Genomic DNA, 16,161 nt, shown 5'->3' on the forward strand with positions numbered 1-16,161 from the left:
ATGACTGAGAACATCACCGTAGAAAAGCACAACCCGGGCGGCTCGAAGGTCAAACAGACCGAACGTGAGCTGATTGCCTTGGCGGTCCTGGCCGCCGGTCTGTGGCACGTTGCCCTGGTCTGGACAACGGGTCTGCCGTTCCGGGACTGGCCGGCGACCCTGAAAGCCCTGCTCGGCTCGATCGTCAGGCTGATCGCCCCCTCTTCTGGAGCAACAGCCGGGACGGCGTCCCCGGTGGCGGTGAACGGCCACCCCGGGGATCAGTGGGGCTGGCCGGTCACGGTCTGGGCCGTCCTCGTGGTGCTGGTCGTCGCTGCCTACATTGGCGCGTTGTTCGGATTGAAGGCGGCCCGTGTTCGCCGCCGGAAGGCCAGGACGGGCGAGAAGGGCATGAGCACGGCCAAAGGCATCCGGACACGCATCGAAGGCGCCGAAGGCTCTTCCCTCGCCCCGGCCGTGTACGTCCTGGACGGCCAGGAGATCGCCATCCGCCTCGAAGACACCGCCTGCACGGTGGCCCCGCCCAAATGGGGAAAGACCACCTACATGGTCGCCGGCATGGTCGCCGACGCTGACGGCGCGGTGATCACCACGTCCACCCGGCCCGACGTGCTGCGCCTGACCGTCGGTGTGCGGAAAGACGCCGGGAAGGTCTACGTCGCCGACTTCGACGGGCTCAGCCAGTACCCGGACAAGCTCCGCTGGGACATGGTCGCCGGCTGCGAGGACCCACAGATCGCCTCCGAGCGGGCCTCCGCCATGGTGAACGCCATGCCCCGCACCGGCGCCCCGTCCTCGGCCGACCGGTACTTCGACTCCGGGTGCGTGATGATCCTCGAAGCGCTGCTGCACGCGGCCGCGCTGAAAGACGGCGGGTCGATGCGGGACGTGCTGCGCTGGTCGCAGAACTTCTCCGAGCACGAACCGGCGAACATCCTCCGGCAAAAGTCGCCCACGGTGAAGACCTGGGCGGGGAACCTCGATGAGTGGTGCCGGCAGAACAACCCGGACACGATCGGCAACACCAAGACCACCCTGGGCAAGATCACCGGGCCGATGAAGAACGAAAACGTCCTGTCGATGCTGTGCCCCACCGGGGATGATCCGGGGATCAACGTCAACACCTTCACGGACGAGGCGAACACCTTGTACTGCCTGACCCGTGTGTCGATGAACGCCTCCACCGCCCCGATCGTCACGGCACTGGTGGAATCCCTCGTCCAGGCCGCGATCCGCCGGTCCGGTGCCATGGCCTCGGGAAAACTGGATGTCCCGTTGTCCGTGATCCTTGACGAGGCCGCCAACACCTGCGCGCTGCCGTCCCTGCCGTCGCTGATGTCCGAGGGTGGCGGCAACGGCATTCACACCTCCGTGTTCGTCCAGACCTACTCGCAGCTGGTGAACCGGTGGGGTGAGGAAGGAGCGGAAACGATCTTCGATTCCGCGGCCGCCAAGACCATTTTCGGGGGCATCTCCGACGTGAAGTTCCTGACCAAGATTTCCGACCTGATCGGCCGGCACTGGGTGGAGCACACCTCCACCTCATCCTCAACCGGTAAGGACGGTGTCCCCTCGGTGAACATCTCCAAGTCCAAGCAGCTTGATCAGAAGATGCGCGTCGATGAGATCCGTAAGCTCCCTCAGGGCAGGGTCCTGTTGATGTACCGCGAGATCGAAGCGGTCGTCAATGTCGTGCCGTGGTGGGAACGGCCCGACAGCGCCAAATTCAGGGCCTCCCGTGTCTGGTGCCTGAAGCAGGAAGGCATCACCGCCGAAAGCGCCGCCCAAGCCGCCGAGACCGAGAACACCGCCGAAGCGGAACAGGCGGCCGCATCATGAACCACGAACCACCACTGAACCCCGAACCATCATTGCGCCCTGAACCATCACTGAGCCAGGAGCCGCCTCCCGAGGAAGACACGATGCCCGATGACGCCTGGCTCCCGCCAGAGGACGCACCACCAACCCCGGCACTGTCGGCCCCGGCCAACGCCGGGGAAGCGGCCACCGGAACGGGCGAACTGGCCGGGCCGCCGGAACTGACTGGGCTGCCCGGGGTGGAGGCTATTCCGGAGCTGCTGGACCGGATGGAGGCCGTCGAGGAGCTGGCCGCGGGGCTGTACGAGGAACTGACCAGCCATCCGGCCGGCGGGCCGTGGTTCTGGAAGGGGCTGAAACCGAAACAGCGCAAAGAGCTGTGGATCGAGCTGGACGGGTTTGTGGTCTGGCTGCAGAACAGGATTCTGCGGCACTCCTCCAACTCCGCCGGGTGGATCCCCGAATGCTGGTACCGCCACCCTGACGCCGTCGAGCTGCTGACCGCGCTGATGGTGGCACACAAGGCCGCCTACCAGGCCAAGTCCACCAAGCCCGGCTTTGAGCTCACCGAGTGGTTCAGCCGTGCGCTATGGCCGACGATGGACTCCCTGTCCCAGCGCATGACCTTCAAAAACTGCATGGAAGGCCAGGGACACTTCGACGCCACCAGCCCCGGCCTTCAACTCACCGCCGCCAGCCCGGACTTCACAGCGTTCGTCCAACGACAAACGGGCGGCACCCCGGTCCCTGAAGCTGGGGCCACTGCAGGGGAACCTGCCCATGCGTAAAGCCGGGCTGTTCCTGCTGATTCCGGCGCTTCCCATCCTCATCGTGTCGTGCCTGCTGCTGGTGGCCGTTCTCTCCGTGGGCGGCGGCACCGCCCCCGCCCAGGCCGCCTGCACCAGTGTCAACGGCAAGAGCTTCAATCAGGAGCAGATCCCCAACGGCTGGGGCGCAGCCGTGGCCAAGGCCGCGAAGACCGCCGGGGTGCCGGCCTCCGTGCTAGCCGCGCAGCTGGAAGCCGAAAGCGGCTGGAACCCCAACGCCAAATCTCCCGTCGGAGCCTCAGGCCTGGCACAGTTCATGCCCGGCACCTGGGTCACCTACGGCGACGGCGGAGACGTGCTGAACCCGAGCCATGCCATCGCCGCGCAGGGCCGCTACATGGGCGCCCTCGTCAAGCAGCTCCTCCCTGTCGCCAAGAACACCGGGCAGGACATTATCCGGCTGGCCCTTGCCGGCTACAACGCCGGTCCCGGCGCCGTTCAGGCGGCCAAGGGGATCCCGGCGTTCGCCGAGACCCGCGATTACGTGGACAAGATCATGCGCACCGCCCAGGAAAAATACGGCGACTCGTGTCCGGCCAGCGGGTTCGAGATCGGCGCGCTGACCGGCAAATCGTCACACCCACTGCCCGGCTCAACCTTCACCTCAGGGTACGGGCCGCGGCCCACGCCCGCGGGGACATTGAACATCGGCGGGAACTTCCACTACGGCATCGATTTCGCCACCCCCGGAGCCGCCGGCACCGTCGTGGCCGTGATGGACATGAAGATCGTCATCGCCCACGAACTGCAGTCCAGCTCCGGCACGTGGGTCGCCGGGGTGAGCCTGGACGGCAAGCTCACCGCCACCTACTCGCACATGGAAGCCGGGTCCCTGCGCGTGAAGGAAGGCGACACGGTCTCCGCCGGCACGCCGCTGGGCACCGAAGGCGCCACCGGCAACGTCACCGGCAGGCACCTGCACTTCGAAATGTACCAAGGTGCCCCGAAGGATCCACGACTGGGGGCAGTTGATCCCAAGCTGGGTGAAGTGAAACCCATTGACCCGACACCCATCCTGAAAGGCAAGGGCGTTCTATGAGGTTCACCAAGATGCTCGCCGCTGCTGTCCTGGCGGCCGCGCTGCCACTGGCCGGCTGCGGGCAGACAGGGACAGGCGAACAGCCTTCCCGGGCCCCGGCCGTGACAGAGACCCGGAAGCCGGCACCGTTCGACACGACAGTGGCGCAGCTGCTCGAGGTGGACCGGGCCAATCCGGACAAGGTCGCGACTGCGTTCTCCACCCTGGTCACGAGCTGGGACGTGGCCAATGACCGAACGGAGACGGCGGCCGCGGTCCGTGCCCGCCCGCTGATGACTCCTGCGCTGGCGTCCCGGACCGTGGAGCCGCAGCGCAACGCTTCCCAGGCGTTATGGCTCGAGCTGGGACCGCTGGGCGCCTTCTCAGCCCCCACCATCGGTCCCGGTGTACCGGTCGACGGTGATGAAGGCACCGACACCGACGACACCGCGTACCGGAACTTTACGGCCACGTGGACGTGGCGCGATGCCGACGGAAAGCACCTGAAGGGCGATGAGCGGAAGCGGAACATCTTCCTGGTCCTGACACGGTCCAAGGGTGCATGGTCGGTTGCCGACTATGTGACCGAAGACCTGCCCGCCTGACGAACGAGAGACCTCAGACTGTCCCCTGCCCAGAGACCCGCAGGGCCGGCAAGCCATCCACCTTCTTGCCGGCCCTTCGTTCCCCTCCCACCTTTGTGGGAGGAATAGAAGCCATCGTCCCGGTTATCGCCGGTAGCCGGGACGATGGCTTCGCTGTTGCTCTGCTGGTTCAGTGGCCATGACTTTCTCCGCTTCGGCCGCACGCTGCCGGCGCAGCTGCTCCAAGGCGGCCTTGACCTTTCCCGCACCCTGCGGCTGCATGATCGTCTCAGCTGCCCGGGAGATGGCTTCCTCCGTGCGCGGGCGCGACTGCCCCTCCGGTTGCCGGGACTGCCTCAAGTAGACGTTGGCCGCCGCCACCAGCCGACGCGGTTCATTGGTGGCCACAGCCAGTGTCACTTCCTGGTCAACGTTCTTCCCGGCGGCCGCGGCAATGCGCCGTATCCGGCCCAGCGCTTCGCTTTCGGAACCGTCGAACACTACACTGGAGGGCGAAGCAACAGCGGGCCCTCTGCCCCGGTCACGACCGGATTCATGGGAGACAGTCTGCTGGACCCCCGGACTTGGCTGCGGCAGATGGGGGTTGCTTCGTTTAACGGATACATCCGCGCCGTCCACGTGAAGCACGGTCGAGATTCCCTGCAAGGGTTCGAACCACTGCTTGTCCCCGACGGCCAAGTTCCGTCTGAACGCCCACACACTCAGGTCAGCTGCCCACAGCAGGGGCTCTTTGCCCGGCGAGGTGTGGTGAACGTGCACAGCACGGTCGATGCTGCCCGCTGACCTAAGCTGCCTGATCACGCGGGTGTCGTCGGCGTCCCCACCAGGATGGACTTTCGCGTTCCGGGACTCCGCCACCAGGAGCCGTACTGCATTGACGCCTGAGCCGCGGGTCAGTTCCTTCGTCAGGGCGCCCAGACATTCATGCCTCGCGGTTATCATGCCTGGATCGTCCCGGCGGATCTGGGTCTGGACAGTGACGATGTTGAAGTCAGCAGCCCCTGCAATGTAATCGATCATTTCCTTAATGACCCGTTTGCCGGCCGGTGTGCGGTAAGCCTCAGTCGTGTGCCAGTACCGGCTACCGGGAATGTCCATCAGCACATCACGCACCAGCGCACCCTGGTCGCGGCCCACGATGACGGCCGACATCGAATAAAAGGGCCGTTCGTCCGTGTGCAGCGGCTCCCGGTAAGACTCATCAATGAAGGCCACCGGCCCCGTCGTCGTCCGATATAACTCCGCCAAGGGCCTGTCCGTCAGGCCGAAACCATGCATTCCCCCCACGGGCCCTGCCTTTTCTAATCGGAAGCCTCAAGCCTATCGGGGCGTCAGGGGTCAGGGTCTACACCGGCGGCCTGAGCTAGACGCCGCGTTCGTTCTGGCAAGTTCGGCACTCCCGCCGGCCACCCACGGTGCTCATGTCGATGACCACTACGCCCCTGGCGTCATTGTCCAATTTGTCTGCACGACGCTGCACCGAAGTCGACATGTTCACCCGCGGAGGCAAGGACAGCACCAGCATCCAGCACAGGTCCATTCCTGTGTATCTGCATGCACCCTCACACCTGCTCGGCCTCGTCGCTCTGAGGCTGGTCCTCAATCACCTCCGGCGCCTGGCCCCTCCTGAGGGTGTTCCGGTTTTCCCAGACCCAGTCCTTGACCTGATCCCTGGAGATCAACCATGTCTTCTCGACTTGGTAAGCAGGAATCACCCCGCTCTGGAGCCAGCGGTACACGGTGTTCCGGGAAAGCCCGAAGAGTTCTTCGAGGTGCTGAGGTGTCAGACGCTCGGGGTACTTGGCGAAGAGAGCTTCAAGGTACTTGGGGTCCACGCTCAGTCCGTCCCACCGCATGAAACCATCTCAGACCACAAATTGGTACTTTGCGGTACTGAGAGAGATTCAGAGTGCCTAATGCTGTTGTTCGGGGTCATCTTCGCCCTTTCGCGTCGGAGGGTACCGATACGATCTTTGCGGACATTCCCAAGGGATGTGAAATGCCGGTCCCAAGAATCGCTCCGAGACCCTCGGCATGACTGTCTCGGAACACTAGCGTTTCGCGACTGGCGGATTCAGGGGTGTTGCACTCACCGCCTGAACTCGCCACTCAGGGGTTTTGAGACACAGTCCCCGGTTTAGGACGGTCCAGTGTCTGCCGTCGAGGCTCCCGGCGAGACTGCGATGCGCGGCGCCAAGGGTTCCGGATAGTGACAAATCGTCGGGAACCCCGGCGCCACAGCCGCAGGTTATCCTCCGAGTATTGGTTCTGCCGGGTCTGCCGGCCTCGTCCCGACAGTGCGCGGCTGGCTGTTGGCTGCGCCCATAGCTGCGTCCAGAAGGATGAAGCCGAGCGGGCTCTAGGCGAGCCGCGGCAGGAACATTCCTATGGTGATCGTGACCATGATCACGGCCCGATGTGCGCAGAGGAACGCTATGGGGTGCGGGCTGCGCAAAGGCCCAGGCGCTGCCGCGGACGGGACGGCGCTTCCACCACAGCACGTAGCCCCAGATGGCCATGGCGATCAGGCCACCGGAACGTTTAGCAAGGAAAGATATTCTCTCAGGTCTCCAAGCCATACGCGTTCGCTATTCACCCGGAAGACTGCCGACTGTGCCTGAAGGAGAATGCCCGGCGATTTGCTGCTTCTGTGACCGGCAGTGGCAGGGTTCGGCTGCAAGTGTTGACTTAGAAGTCGGGACTCGGGCGAAGAGAAGCCTGTGATAGTGATTTTTGCCGGCTCCACACTGAGCGTGAAGTCTAGCCAATGCGTGGTCCTGAGCCCGTTAGTCTGTTCAGGAGAGCACAAGCGGGTGCCCACTGTCATTGAGGATGCCATGAACGACCAGAATTCTTTTGGAGCGATGCTTGCGATTATTTCCGCCGTTCGTGATGCTCGCATCGGTCCTGCCTTGATGGCGACCGTGGTGACCACCCGCAGCGGAGTCCTTCGAAGTGTGGCAACGGCGCGTGTTAGTTTGGGCGATCGGCTCTGGTCCCTGACTGACGAACATAGCGCGTCCGCCTTTCACCCGGAAAGCGGGTGGACCATCAGCCACAGCGACGGAGTCGTTGAGACATTGCCCAGAGAGCGTGACGATTGGATACCACCGCGATTGCGCCTGTTTTTCCCCCTTTCCCTCCCCATTTGGGGTGAGCAGATGGACAGTTGGAGGGTCATTGACGCTGAAGTGTCCGGAGGGGATGCGCATCTGCGCTTCCAGCACAAAGAAAATGCGGAATTTTTTGGCCAGGCAACCATCGACCTCGAATGGGGTATTGCGACGGAGTTCACGGAGCCGTGGGAGCGGACGACGCTTCAGGACATCAAGAGTCCCTGGCAATAGTTCCAAAAAAGCGTCGGGGTGTCATCCACAGTTGGATGTTCACCCCGACGCTTCTTCTCGTCCTGGCAAAGCCGAATCAGCTATGCCTCCCTGCCGTAGGGGTATTTACATGGGGCGGTGATGTAACACTGGAAGCGGGGGAGCTTGATGGTCCCGGCGACCTTGAAGACCCGCCCGGCGCTGCGGTCATTGATGGACATGTTGTACATTTCAGCGAAGAACTTTCCAGGCCCGTCTGTCTCAGGGAACTGTGTCTGAGTGAAGGATGTTCCAAACGAGAACGGTCTGAACACTAGGGTGTCCACATCCCTGTCCCACCAGAGGGGGATGCTTTCACGCATCCGCAGCGGAATGGTCACCGAGATTTGCCGCTTGTTCATCGACGTGTAGAAAACGTTGAAGGAGTGGCGCGTTTTTTGCAGGGAAATCCAGGTATTGAGCTTGATTGATGACTTCCAGATGACCACCTTTGCTGTCGTCATTTGGCCCCACCAGAGGGTGTCATTGGAGGAAGCTCGGTATTGGGAGTTGATCGTCGTGCTGAGTGGTTGCATTTCACCTGCTTGGGTGGTGGGTGATTCCGCGACGATCTCGGTATTAGTCAATTCAACTTGCGGGAGCAGTGCTGCCCGATCCTGTGCATCCAAGCCGGTAAGGTCGATCGGCTCTTCGGTCGGGCCTTCCTGAACCACCTCGGCGACAGAGTCCCCTGAGTCATCAGCTACGGCAACCGTGACCAGGTCAGCCACGCAGGTAAATCCGATGGATCGATCTGCGTCTTCAGCGACCGCGTCTTGGATTGATTCCTGTGAAGCAAGGTCGCTCGCGGTGTCCTCGCAGTTTGTGGAGGGCGCTGGTTGGTCTTCGCTGGTGTATTTTGCGGAGGTTGTGAAGCTGTAGACATTGCTGGTGCGTGTTATGAGGTCTTGTCTGCCCTCGACCCGGCCGGTGGCTGTCGCCGTCCAGTAGTAGGTGGTGCCAGGTGCGAGCAGTCCATCTGCTACCGGCATGTCTCTTGTGGTCCCGTTGGAGGTTTGGATCGGGTTTGATTGCCCGTCTGGATTGGTCGTCAGGGCAAAGACCAGGGTGCCGTCGTCGGGGAACGAACCATAGTAGGGGGCGTAGTCGAGAGTCGGCGGAAAATCCGTGGTGGACCCGTTAGCCAGGGAGGTGCCCCAGCGGGATGTTGACCAGTTACCAACGGCGAACTCGTAGGTGGTCATGACCTGTTCCCCGATAGGTGTTGTTGTTTCAGCGCTGATGACATGTTCACCGGTGTGCGCCGGGACCGCAATTGCGGGGCTAATGGAGGATCTAGCCGGCACCGAGTAAAGACCGTAGGAGGTGCCGTCATAGGCAACGGAAACGCTCAGTGGCGAGCCGTAGGGGTTCGTGGCCGCCAAGGTGCAATCGACCATCGTCGGTGTCGTTCCTTCCGTCCAACTTGCGCCGACGAACGGGGTGGGGCAGGAAAACGCAACGGTGGGCATTTTGGTGTACCAGCCGTTGAGGTCAAGGATGTAGTCCACGGTGTCGGTTGAGACGTTGTGGATCTTGATTGCGTTGTCCGAGCCCACCGGGATGGTGGCCAAGTTAGTGGTAAGAGCACCTGCCGTTCCCTTGTTGAAGGTTAGCGTGGCGACGTTGGTCGGTTCGGTTGTGCCGGATGCATAGGCACGGGCGTAGCCGCCGGCAGTGCCACTATCGATCACAATCAAGTTCGCCACGATGGCCGAGAGTCCGTTGTCGGCCGATGGTATATCGTTTGTTCCCCCGACAGGGATCGTCACTGTAGCGCCTGGTGCCACGTGGCCCGTGGCGCGTGTGTCATAGATCTTCGCCACGGCCGGAGTGAATACCCCTGCATCGGAGCTGCTACCGCCAGGCGTGAAGTAGCCTTCTACGTCCATCAGCAAGTCGATCGTATTGCCGGTTGACAGGTACACCTTGATCGTGCCGTCTGCGGCCAGTGGGACGATCGCACCGATGGACGTGAATGGGCTTCCGTCGAAATTCAGGGACGTTCCTGGCCGGGAGGTCGCGCTTGTGGCGTATGGATTGAAATAGCCTGCAGTGGTGTTGGCGTTGTTGACTTGGAAGTTTACGAATGCGGCCTTCGCGCCAGCAGGAACGCTGGCTGTGCCGGTGACCTGAATGGTAGAAGTGCTGCCGCCGGTTAGTTTTGCCTTGGGCAGTCCAACACCATTGACGGTGTCCACCGTTCGGGTTTGTTTGACTGGCGAGTATCCACCCGCAGCAGTCACCCCATTGCCGGCAGTGTAGTAACCCTGCACGTCCACCATGACATTGGCCGTCGTGGTGGCCTGAATCTGAATCTGTCCGACGTCGGACATCATCACGATCGCACTGTTCGAGGTATAAGGGCTGGCGTCATAGCGCATCACGCCGGTCATCGCGCCATCGGCAGGGCCAGCTGACATCTGTCCGGCCGCTGTCGGGGCCACCGCGGTCATCGTGACCAGCACGGCCGACACCCCTTCGGCCGGGATCCCGGCTGCACCAGTGGCCTGAACCGTCCGCGGCGTATAGGGAGCCAGCGGTTCCTTTGACACGCCCGTCCCCGTTCTGGAATCGACCAGCCGTCCCTGCGTAGGAACGAATAACCCTGCTGTGCCTACGGTCGCTGCGCGTGCGGGGGTAGCCGAGAAAAGAGGTGGTATCAGTGCCGCCAGCATGACCATGACGATTACCAAGGACATCAAGCCAGCTATTCCGCCGTCAGAAAAACGTAGACGCCACCGCCCGATGGCGGTCAGAACAAAAGAGTGCATGAAAAATCCCCCCTGACGCACCCCCAGGTGCGTCTGAACCACAATCACAAGACCAAAACGGCAGCAAACCCACTGCCTGACTGCAGTTCTCGGATGAAGAATCCAAGCCAACTGAGCTAAGGAGAAAGATAATCCATGGAATGGAAATTGCCCTAAATAGCACAGCTTACTGAGTGTTTACTGGAAAAACGTTAGTCCTCCGTTCAAGATCCTGCGGAGAAAATGCGGATAACCTGCGTTTTCCCCGCCTTTGCAAGACATGAGCGCCATCGACGGGTCATGCAAGTCGTGGCACCGCAAGGGATTGCCGGCCCCAGCCTTTTCCAAGATTTGGCATCAGGCTTAGGGAGGATAAGCGGCCGGCAACGGGCCTCAAATCCCGCTTGTGTGGCGAAAGCGGGAAAGCCCTGGACGACGAGGCTTACGAAATTGTCGCGGGCATGACTCGCTTGTCACGCCTTTGTCTCACCTAGCCGAACAGCATCCCTCGTCCCGATCAAAAGCGTGTTCTTTCGTTTACTCCGGACGGCGCAACCGACCTTTTTCACACCCTCGAATATGTGCAGTTATCAGGTCATTCAGCACAGCAAAACCAGACAAACAACTGCCGGCAAACATCCGCAATCATCAGCATGCTTTTTTGTCATGTGACTACTGCCCCGGCTGGCTCGGCCACTATGTTTTCCGCCTCGGAGTAAAAAATAAATGGTTGCTGGGTATTGATTTGCGTGAACGCTGCCACTCATGCTTCTGCTGTGCTCAAGGGGGAGCACGAAGTCGCTCGCTGGGGAGCGTATAGAAATGGGGGCGCAGCATGGCTGCACAACGATCTCTTTTGTCATGTCTCGTTTTATCCGCCGTGGTTTTAACCGGGGTGTCTGTTCCGGCGCGGGCCCAAACACCAACATTCGCGCAAGCCGCGGCTGTTTTGCCGACGACGCTGGCGCCGGCAGTAGCGGAACCGATGAACCTTGCGGTGGCGCAGAGCTTGCCGCTGGATGATGACAATCCGCCCGCTACGGGGCCAAACGGAATCCTCTCGGGGTCAAGGAAGGCTGCCGGAATGGTCGGCCGCGACCTGACGGACAGGATGAAGCTGGCGTGGAACCCGACCACCGGGAACGTCCTGGTTACGGGGAAGCTGCTGCATCTGGCCGGTAACGACCGGGGCATTGATTTGTCCTGGCGGTACAACAGCATCAACGATGACCGACCGACCCTCTCGGAAGGCACCAGCGAATCTGCGGTGACCGTCGGGGCGGACAACTCGGTCACTTACACGGCCCCTGATGGGGGAACGTACAAGTTCGTGCCGAAATCCGGCGGCGGCTGGACCTCCCCGCCCGGTGTGAATGCCACCGTCACGGCTTTGAGCCCCACGGCCGTGACCTTGCGGTTCAACGACAACGGGTACAACAACTTCTACGAGAACGTTGGCGGCGTTTACCGGCTGGCGTTTGCCAGCGACCGGTACAGCGCGACCGCCAACCGGATGGCCTACGCCTACGACACCGACGGCCGGCTGGAAACCATCACGCTGGCCAACGGACGGCAGGTTCTCTTCGAATACAACGACGCGGACAACACCGGCCAGCCATCCAAGATCACCGACCAGACCCTAAACCGGGTCATCAGCATCGATTACGACAGCAACGGCCGTATGCAGGACCTCACCGACGCTGCAGGCGAACACACCGGGTTCGATTACTCCTCCGGGCTGGTCGATCAGATCACCGACGGGCGCGGCAACACAACCGAACTGACGTACGCCAACGGCAAAGCGTCCAAGATCCGGTACGCCGCCAACACGACTGATCCGACCGTCCACACCCTCGCGGCCGTAGACGCCACGACGTCGACCCTGACCGACACCGATAACCGGGTGACAACGTACAAGTTCAACGCCTCCCGGCAGATCACCTCGATTACTGACCCGCTCGGCCACGTCACCGGCAAGACCTTCAACACCCACGATGACCAGCTCACCCAAGTAGATGCCCTGAACCAAACCACGACGGCGACATTCAATCCGAACAACACGCTGGCAAACATCACCTCCCCGATCGGCGGGACCGGCCCGGGCAAACAGGTCGCCTACACCTACCCTGCCTCCACCTCAGCGGAGACGTATCTGGAATTCCAGCCAACATCCTCCAGCGACAGTGAAGGGAACGTCACCAGCTACACCTACGACAGCGTCCTGAACAGGCCGTACCAGACCATCACACCGGGAGGGGCTGCCGGGTCGGGCACCCTGGTCAACCGGTACCAGGGGGACGCCGCGGCCACGACGTGCGGGGCCCTGCGCGGTCAACTCTGCAAGACCTTTGACGGCAAGGGCAACACCACGTCCATTACCTACGACGCCACGTACAACCCTGCCACCATCACGCGGCCAGCCCCGCTCGGGGTCATCACCAACACCTTCGATGCCGCCGGCCGGATCGCAACCAGGAAGGACGGAAGGAACCAGACCGCGACCTACGTCTACGACGGGAACGACCGGCTGCTGCAGACCCGCATCGGCGCGACCTGCGTTCCCGCTACCTGCGTGACCAACACCTACGATGACAACGGAAACCTGGTCACCAGGGTTGATGGTTCCGGCACCACCACCAACGTCTACGACGAACAGAACCGCCCGACGTCCAAGACCATCGGCGGCGTCACGACCACGTTGGCCTTCGACCACAATTCCAACGTCACTAGTTTCACCGACCCGACCGGAACGGTGGGCTACCGCTATGACGATGCCAGTCGGCTCACCGCCCTGGCTGAACCCGGAGGCTCCTGCCCGGCCACACTGGTCTTTCCGAACAGCACCGGATGCACCGGCTTCACCTACGACAACAACGACCGGCGCATCGCTACGCAGTATCCGAACGGGGTGAAGAACGCCACCGTTTTCGACAATGCGGGACGGATCAAGTCCATCACCGCAACCAATACCTCCGCAGCCGTCCTGGCCAGTCGGGCCTACACCTACACTGCCCATTCCACCACGCTTCGCGAAGGAGCTCTGAGGAAGACCATGACCACCGACACCGGCGAGGTCACTACCTACGGCTATGACGCCGTACGGCGGTTGACGTCGGCAGTGACCGGTGCGATCACCGAAAACTGGACCTACGACCTGAACGGCAACCGGACTTCAAGGATCAAGACCGGGGCCACCACCGTCAACTACGCCTACAACGCGGCCGACCAACTCTGCTGGACCTCCACAGGAACCGGCACATGCGCCGCACCGCCCGTCGGTGCGACCACCTACACCTACGACGCCAACGGCAACCAAACCAAGGGCGGCACACCCACCAGCACTTGGAACACCTTCGACCAGCTCGCAACCCACAACACGACCAATTTCACCTACGCCGGATCGAGCAACACCGAACGGCTCACCTCCGGGGCGACATCCTTCTTGAACGGATCCCTCGGCATCACCCAGCAAACCAACGCTGGCTCCACCACCTCGTTTATCCGTGACCCGCAGGGTACCCTGATCAGCATGCGCACAGGCGGGGCGAGCTTCTACTACACGGCCGACGCTATCGGCTCCACAATCCTGCTCACCGATACCGCTCAAGCGAAGGCGGCCACGTACCTCTACGACTCCTGGGGCAACACCACCACCCAAACCGGCACTCAAGCCCCAGTCAACCCGTGGCGGTTCGCCGGCGGCTACAAAGACGACGCCACCGGCTACACCAAATTCGGAGCACGCTACTACGCCCCCGGCATCGGCCGCTTCAACCAACCCGATCCCTCAGGACGAGAAGCCAACCGCTACGCCTATGTCAGCTGCAACCCCATCAACGCAACTGACCCCAGTGGACTTAGTGCCGGGGGCTGTTTCGGAGCTATTGCTGGATTTGTCGGCGCCTACGGACTTTTCGTGGTGTCCGTCATTGGAGCAACGGTGGGAACAGCAACGGCCCCACCCGTGGGGGCCATCGGCTGGTGGGGAGCAGCATTCGCCTTCAGTGTCGCCATCGGTGCTGGTACTGCAGCAGATGAGGCGTGTTGAACATGGTGTGGTTGAAAAAATACGGCTTGATAGCCCTTTTTACCCTGCTTGGTTTTATCTCATTCCTAATCGGACTTTACAGCCAGAACCTCGTCCTCATATTCACGGGTGGATCCACCACCGTCCTCGGTTGTCTGATGGTCCTAGTCGTATGGAGGAACGCTAGGCGTAAAACAAGCAGGTGAAGGCCCTCGGAACCAATCATTAGTCAGAGGGCTCAGCGAAGTCGAGGAGCTAGCTGTATTGTCCCGGCAGGTTGATGACACGGGGATTGATTTGACGCAATAAGAGGACCTCCGGGTGTTGTGTGGTGCTTGTCGAGAGCGAACACAAACCAGGAGGTCCTCGTGTCCCACCGTAACGCGTTTTTAGCTCACTCGGGGCGTTTGCAGCTGGCCCGGTGCATCGTGGTTGATGGATGGCCGTTGCGGCGGGCCGCGGAAAGATTCCACGTTTCCGTCCCGACTGCCGCGCGCTGGTCGGGCCGCTACCGGGAGCTGCCTGGCCGGGCGAGATGATCCACGTGGACATCAAGAAACTCGGCAGGATCCCCAACGCAGGCGGGCACCGGGTGCACGGCCGGGTACACGGCGAAGCCAACTCCCGGGCCCGGAACCTGGCCGAAGGCCGGGGCAGGGACCGCGGCCAGGTCCGGGGCTACACGTTCCCGCACCACGCAGTGGATGATCATTCCCGGTTCGTCTACTCCGAAATCCTGCCCGACGAAACCAAGGAGACCGCCTCCGCGTTCATGCGCAACGCCATCGCCGCGTTTGCCGCTCAAGGCGTCAAAGTCCAGAGGGTACTCACGGACAACGGCTCCTGCTACCGCTCCCGTGCCTTCGCCGCTGTCCTGGCCGAGTCCGGGATCACGCACAAGCGCACCCGGCCCTACAGGCCCCAAACCAACGGCAAAGTAGAGCGTTTCAACCGCATCCTCCAGGAAGAATGGGCCTATGCCAGGGCCTACGGCTCAGAAGCAGAACGTCAGGCCTGTTACCAGGACTTCGTCGACTACTACAATCACCGCAGGCCCCACACTCCCCTCAAAGGCGCCTCACCAGCCAGCCGCGTCACCAACCAACCGGGTTAGTACAGCTAGCTGGCCGGGGGATGTATCGGGGTGCCGTCGTGGCTGTCTGTGGTCGGGGGATCGGTAAAGGTGCAGGATTCGGTTGGCTAGGGGCATGAACGACGTCTACATCATCAGTCTGGCTTCAGGCCTGTTCGTTGGCATGGCAATCCTGCTGACAGCCTTTTTTCGACGCAAAAAGAGTGAATACCTCGACGAACCAAAACATCGGGCGTTTTTGATAGGCGCGTTCCTGTTCTTCGGAGTTGCATTCGTCTGTACGATGCTGCTAATTTTCAGCAACCTCTAACCAGCGATGTTGCTGCAGGGCGCCGAGTCCTACCTTCGTCGCTCTTCACGCACGTTTTCCGGAGAAGACGCGCGGGCCGCTGCCTTACATGGTGCAGATTACAACGCCCACCGTGGTGTCAGATTGAGGTCTAAGAGCTTCTCGCGACCATGTCAGAGAAAGAAGATCGGGTTCTATTCTGACGGCCCTGGCCCACTCACCTGACGTCAGGTTGAGGTGTAGGTAAGTAGGCGTCACCCACTCAGGGTCCTCATACCCCTGCATGCATTGGAGGAAAATCTGTCCTGCGCCACTCAATACCGGGTATTAAAAGAGCACTTTCTCCTGGGCCATCGTGTCAGCGGT

General features: G+C 61.7%; 10 protein-coding genes and 1 pseudogene. 8 read left to right on the plus strand and 3 right to left on the minus strand.

Features of this window, described 5'->3' with window-relative positions; genetic code table 11:
- From ACFQ50_RS10595 to ACFQ50_RS10610, 4 genes are read left to right on the plus strand one after another with little or no spacing between them, the layout of a single operon-like run.
- On the plus strand, positions 1-1,839 hold the full coding sequence (locus ACFQ50_RS10595) for a type IV secretory system conjugative DNA transfer family protein (RefSeq protein ID WP_377995488.1): 1,839 nt from the start codon (positions 1-3) through the stop codon (positions 1,837-1,839).
- Complete coding sequence (locus tag ACFQ50_RS10600) at positions 1,836-2,606, plus strand: DUF4913 domain-containing protein (RefSeq protein ID WP_377995489.1); 771 nt, start codon at positions 1,836-1,838, stop codon at positions 2,604-2,606. The genes ACFQ50_RS10595 and ACFQ50_RS10600 overlap by 4 nt, the downstream gene beginning before the upstream one ends.
- Entirely contained in the window at positions 2,599-3,684 is a 1,086-nt protein-coding gene (locus ACFQ50_RS10605; protein ID WP_377995490.1) for a peptidoglycan DD-metalloendopeptidase family protein, read from the plus strand. The genes ACFQ50_RS10600 and ACFQ50_RS10605 overlap by 8 nt, the downstream gene beginning before the upstream one ends.
- Positions 3,681-4,268: a hypothetical protein gene (locus tag ACFQ50_RS10610; protein ID WP_377995491.1), complete on the plus strand. Its 588-nt coding sequence runs from the start codon at positions 3,681-3,683 to the stop codon at positions 4,266-4,268. The genes ACFQ50_RS10605 and ACFQ50_RS10610 overlap by 4 nt, the downstream gene beginning before the upstream one ends.
- A gap of 123 nt (positions 4,269-4,391) precedes the next feature.
- Here the strand turns inward: ACFQ50_RS10610 and ACFQ50_RS10615 are convergent, their stop codons facing one another.
- Both ACFQ50_RS10615 and ACFQ50_RS10620 read right to left on the minus strand, forming a co-directional pair.
- The gene (locus ACFQ50_RS10615; protein WP_377995492.1) at positions 4,392-5,516 is read right to left on the minus strand and encodes a hypothetical protein; all 1,125 of its coding nucleotides are present in this window, start codon (positions 5,514-5,516) and stop codon (positions 4,392-4,394) included.
- Between the two features lie 314 nt (positions 5,517-5,830).
- On the minus strand, positions 5,831-6,103 hold the full coding sequence (locus ACFQ50_RS10620) for a helix-turn-helix domain-containing protein (protein ID WP_377995493.1): 273 nt from the start codon (positions 6,101-6,103) through the stop codon (positions 5,831-5,833).
- Positions 6,104-6,994: 891 nt separating this feature from the next.
- Between ACFQ50_RS10620 and ACFQ50_RS10625 the strand changes: the two genes are divergently transcribed.
- Positions 6,995-7,615 (plus strand): hypothetical protein, encoded by a 621-nt coding sequence (locus ACFQ50_RS10625; RefSeq protein ID WP_377995494.1) that lies wholly within the window; start codon positions 6,995-6,997, stop codon positions 7,613-7,615.
- A gap of 80 nt (positions 7,616-7,695) precedes the next feature.
- On the opposite strand, the gene ACFQ50_RS10630 is transcribed toward ACFQ50_RS10625, so the two are convergent.
- Positions 7,696-10,188, minus strand: a complete 2,493-nt coding sequence (locus ACFQ50_RS10630) for a hypothetical protein (protein WP_377995495.1) — start codon at positions 10,186-10,188, stop codon at positions 7,696-7,698.
- A 1,282-nt stretch (positions 10,189-11,470) separates the two neighbouring features.
- On the opposite strand from ACFQ50_RS10630, the gene ACFQ50_RS10635 reads away from it, so the two are divergent.
- The 3 genes and pseudogenes from ACFQ50_RS10635 (at position 11,471) to ACFQ50_RS10645 (ending at position 15,816) form a co-directional block, all read left to right on the plus strand.
- On the plus strand, positions 11,471-14,434 hold the full coding sequence (locus ACFQ50_RS10635) for an RHS repeat domain-containing protein (RefSeq protein ID WP_377995496.1): 2,964 nt from the start codon (positions 11,471-11,473) through the stop codon (positions 14,432-14,434).
- A gap of 347 nt (positions 14,435-14,781) precedes the next feature.
- A pseudogene (locus tag ACFQ50_RS10640) lies at positions 14,782-15,527 on the plus strand (integrase core domain-containing protein).
- Between the two features lie 94 nt (positions 15,528-15,621).
- Complete coding sequence (locus ACFQ50_RS10645; RefSeq protein WP_377995497.1) at positions 15,622-15,816, plus strand: hypothetical protein; 195 nt, start codon at positions 15,622-15,624, stop codon at positions 15,814-15,816.
- The last annotated feature ends 345 nt before the right edge of the window (positions 15,817-16,161 follow it).

The organism is Arthrobacter sp. NPDC056493, from assembly GCF_042795115.1.
Lineage (GTDB): Bacteria > Actinomycetota > Actinomycetes > Actinomycetales > Micrococcaceae > Arthrobacter.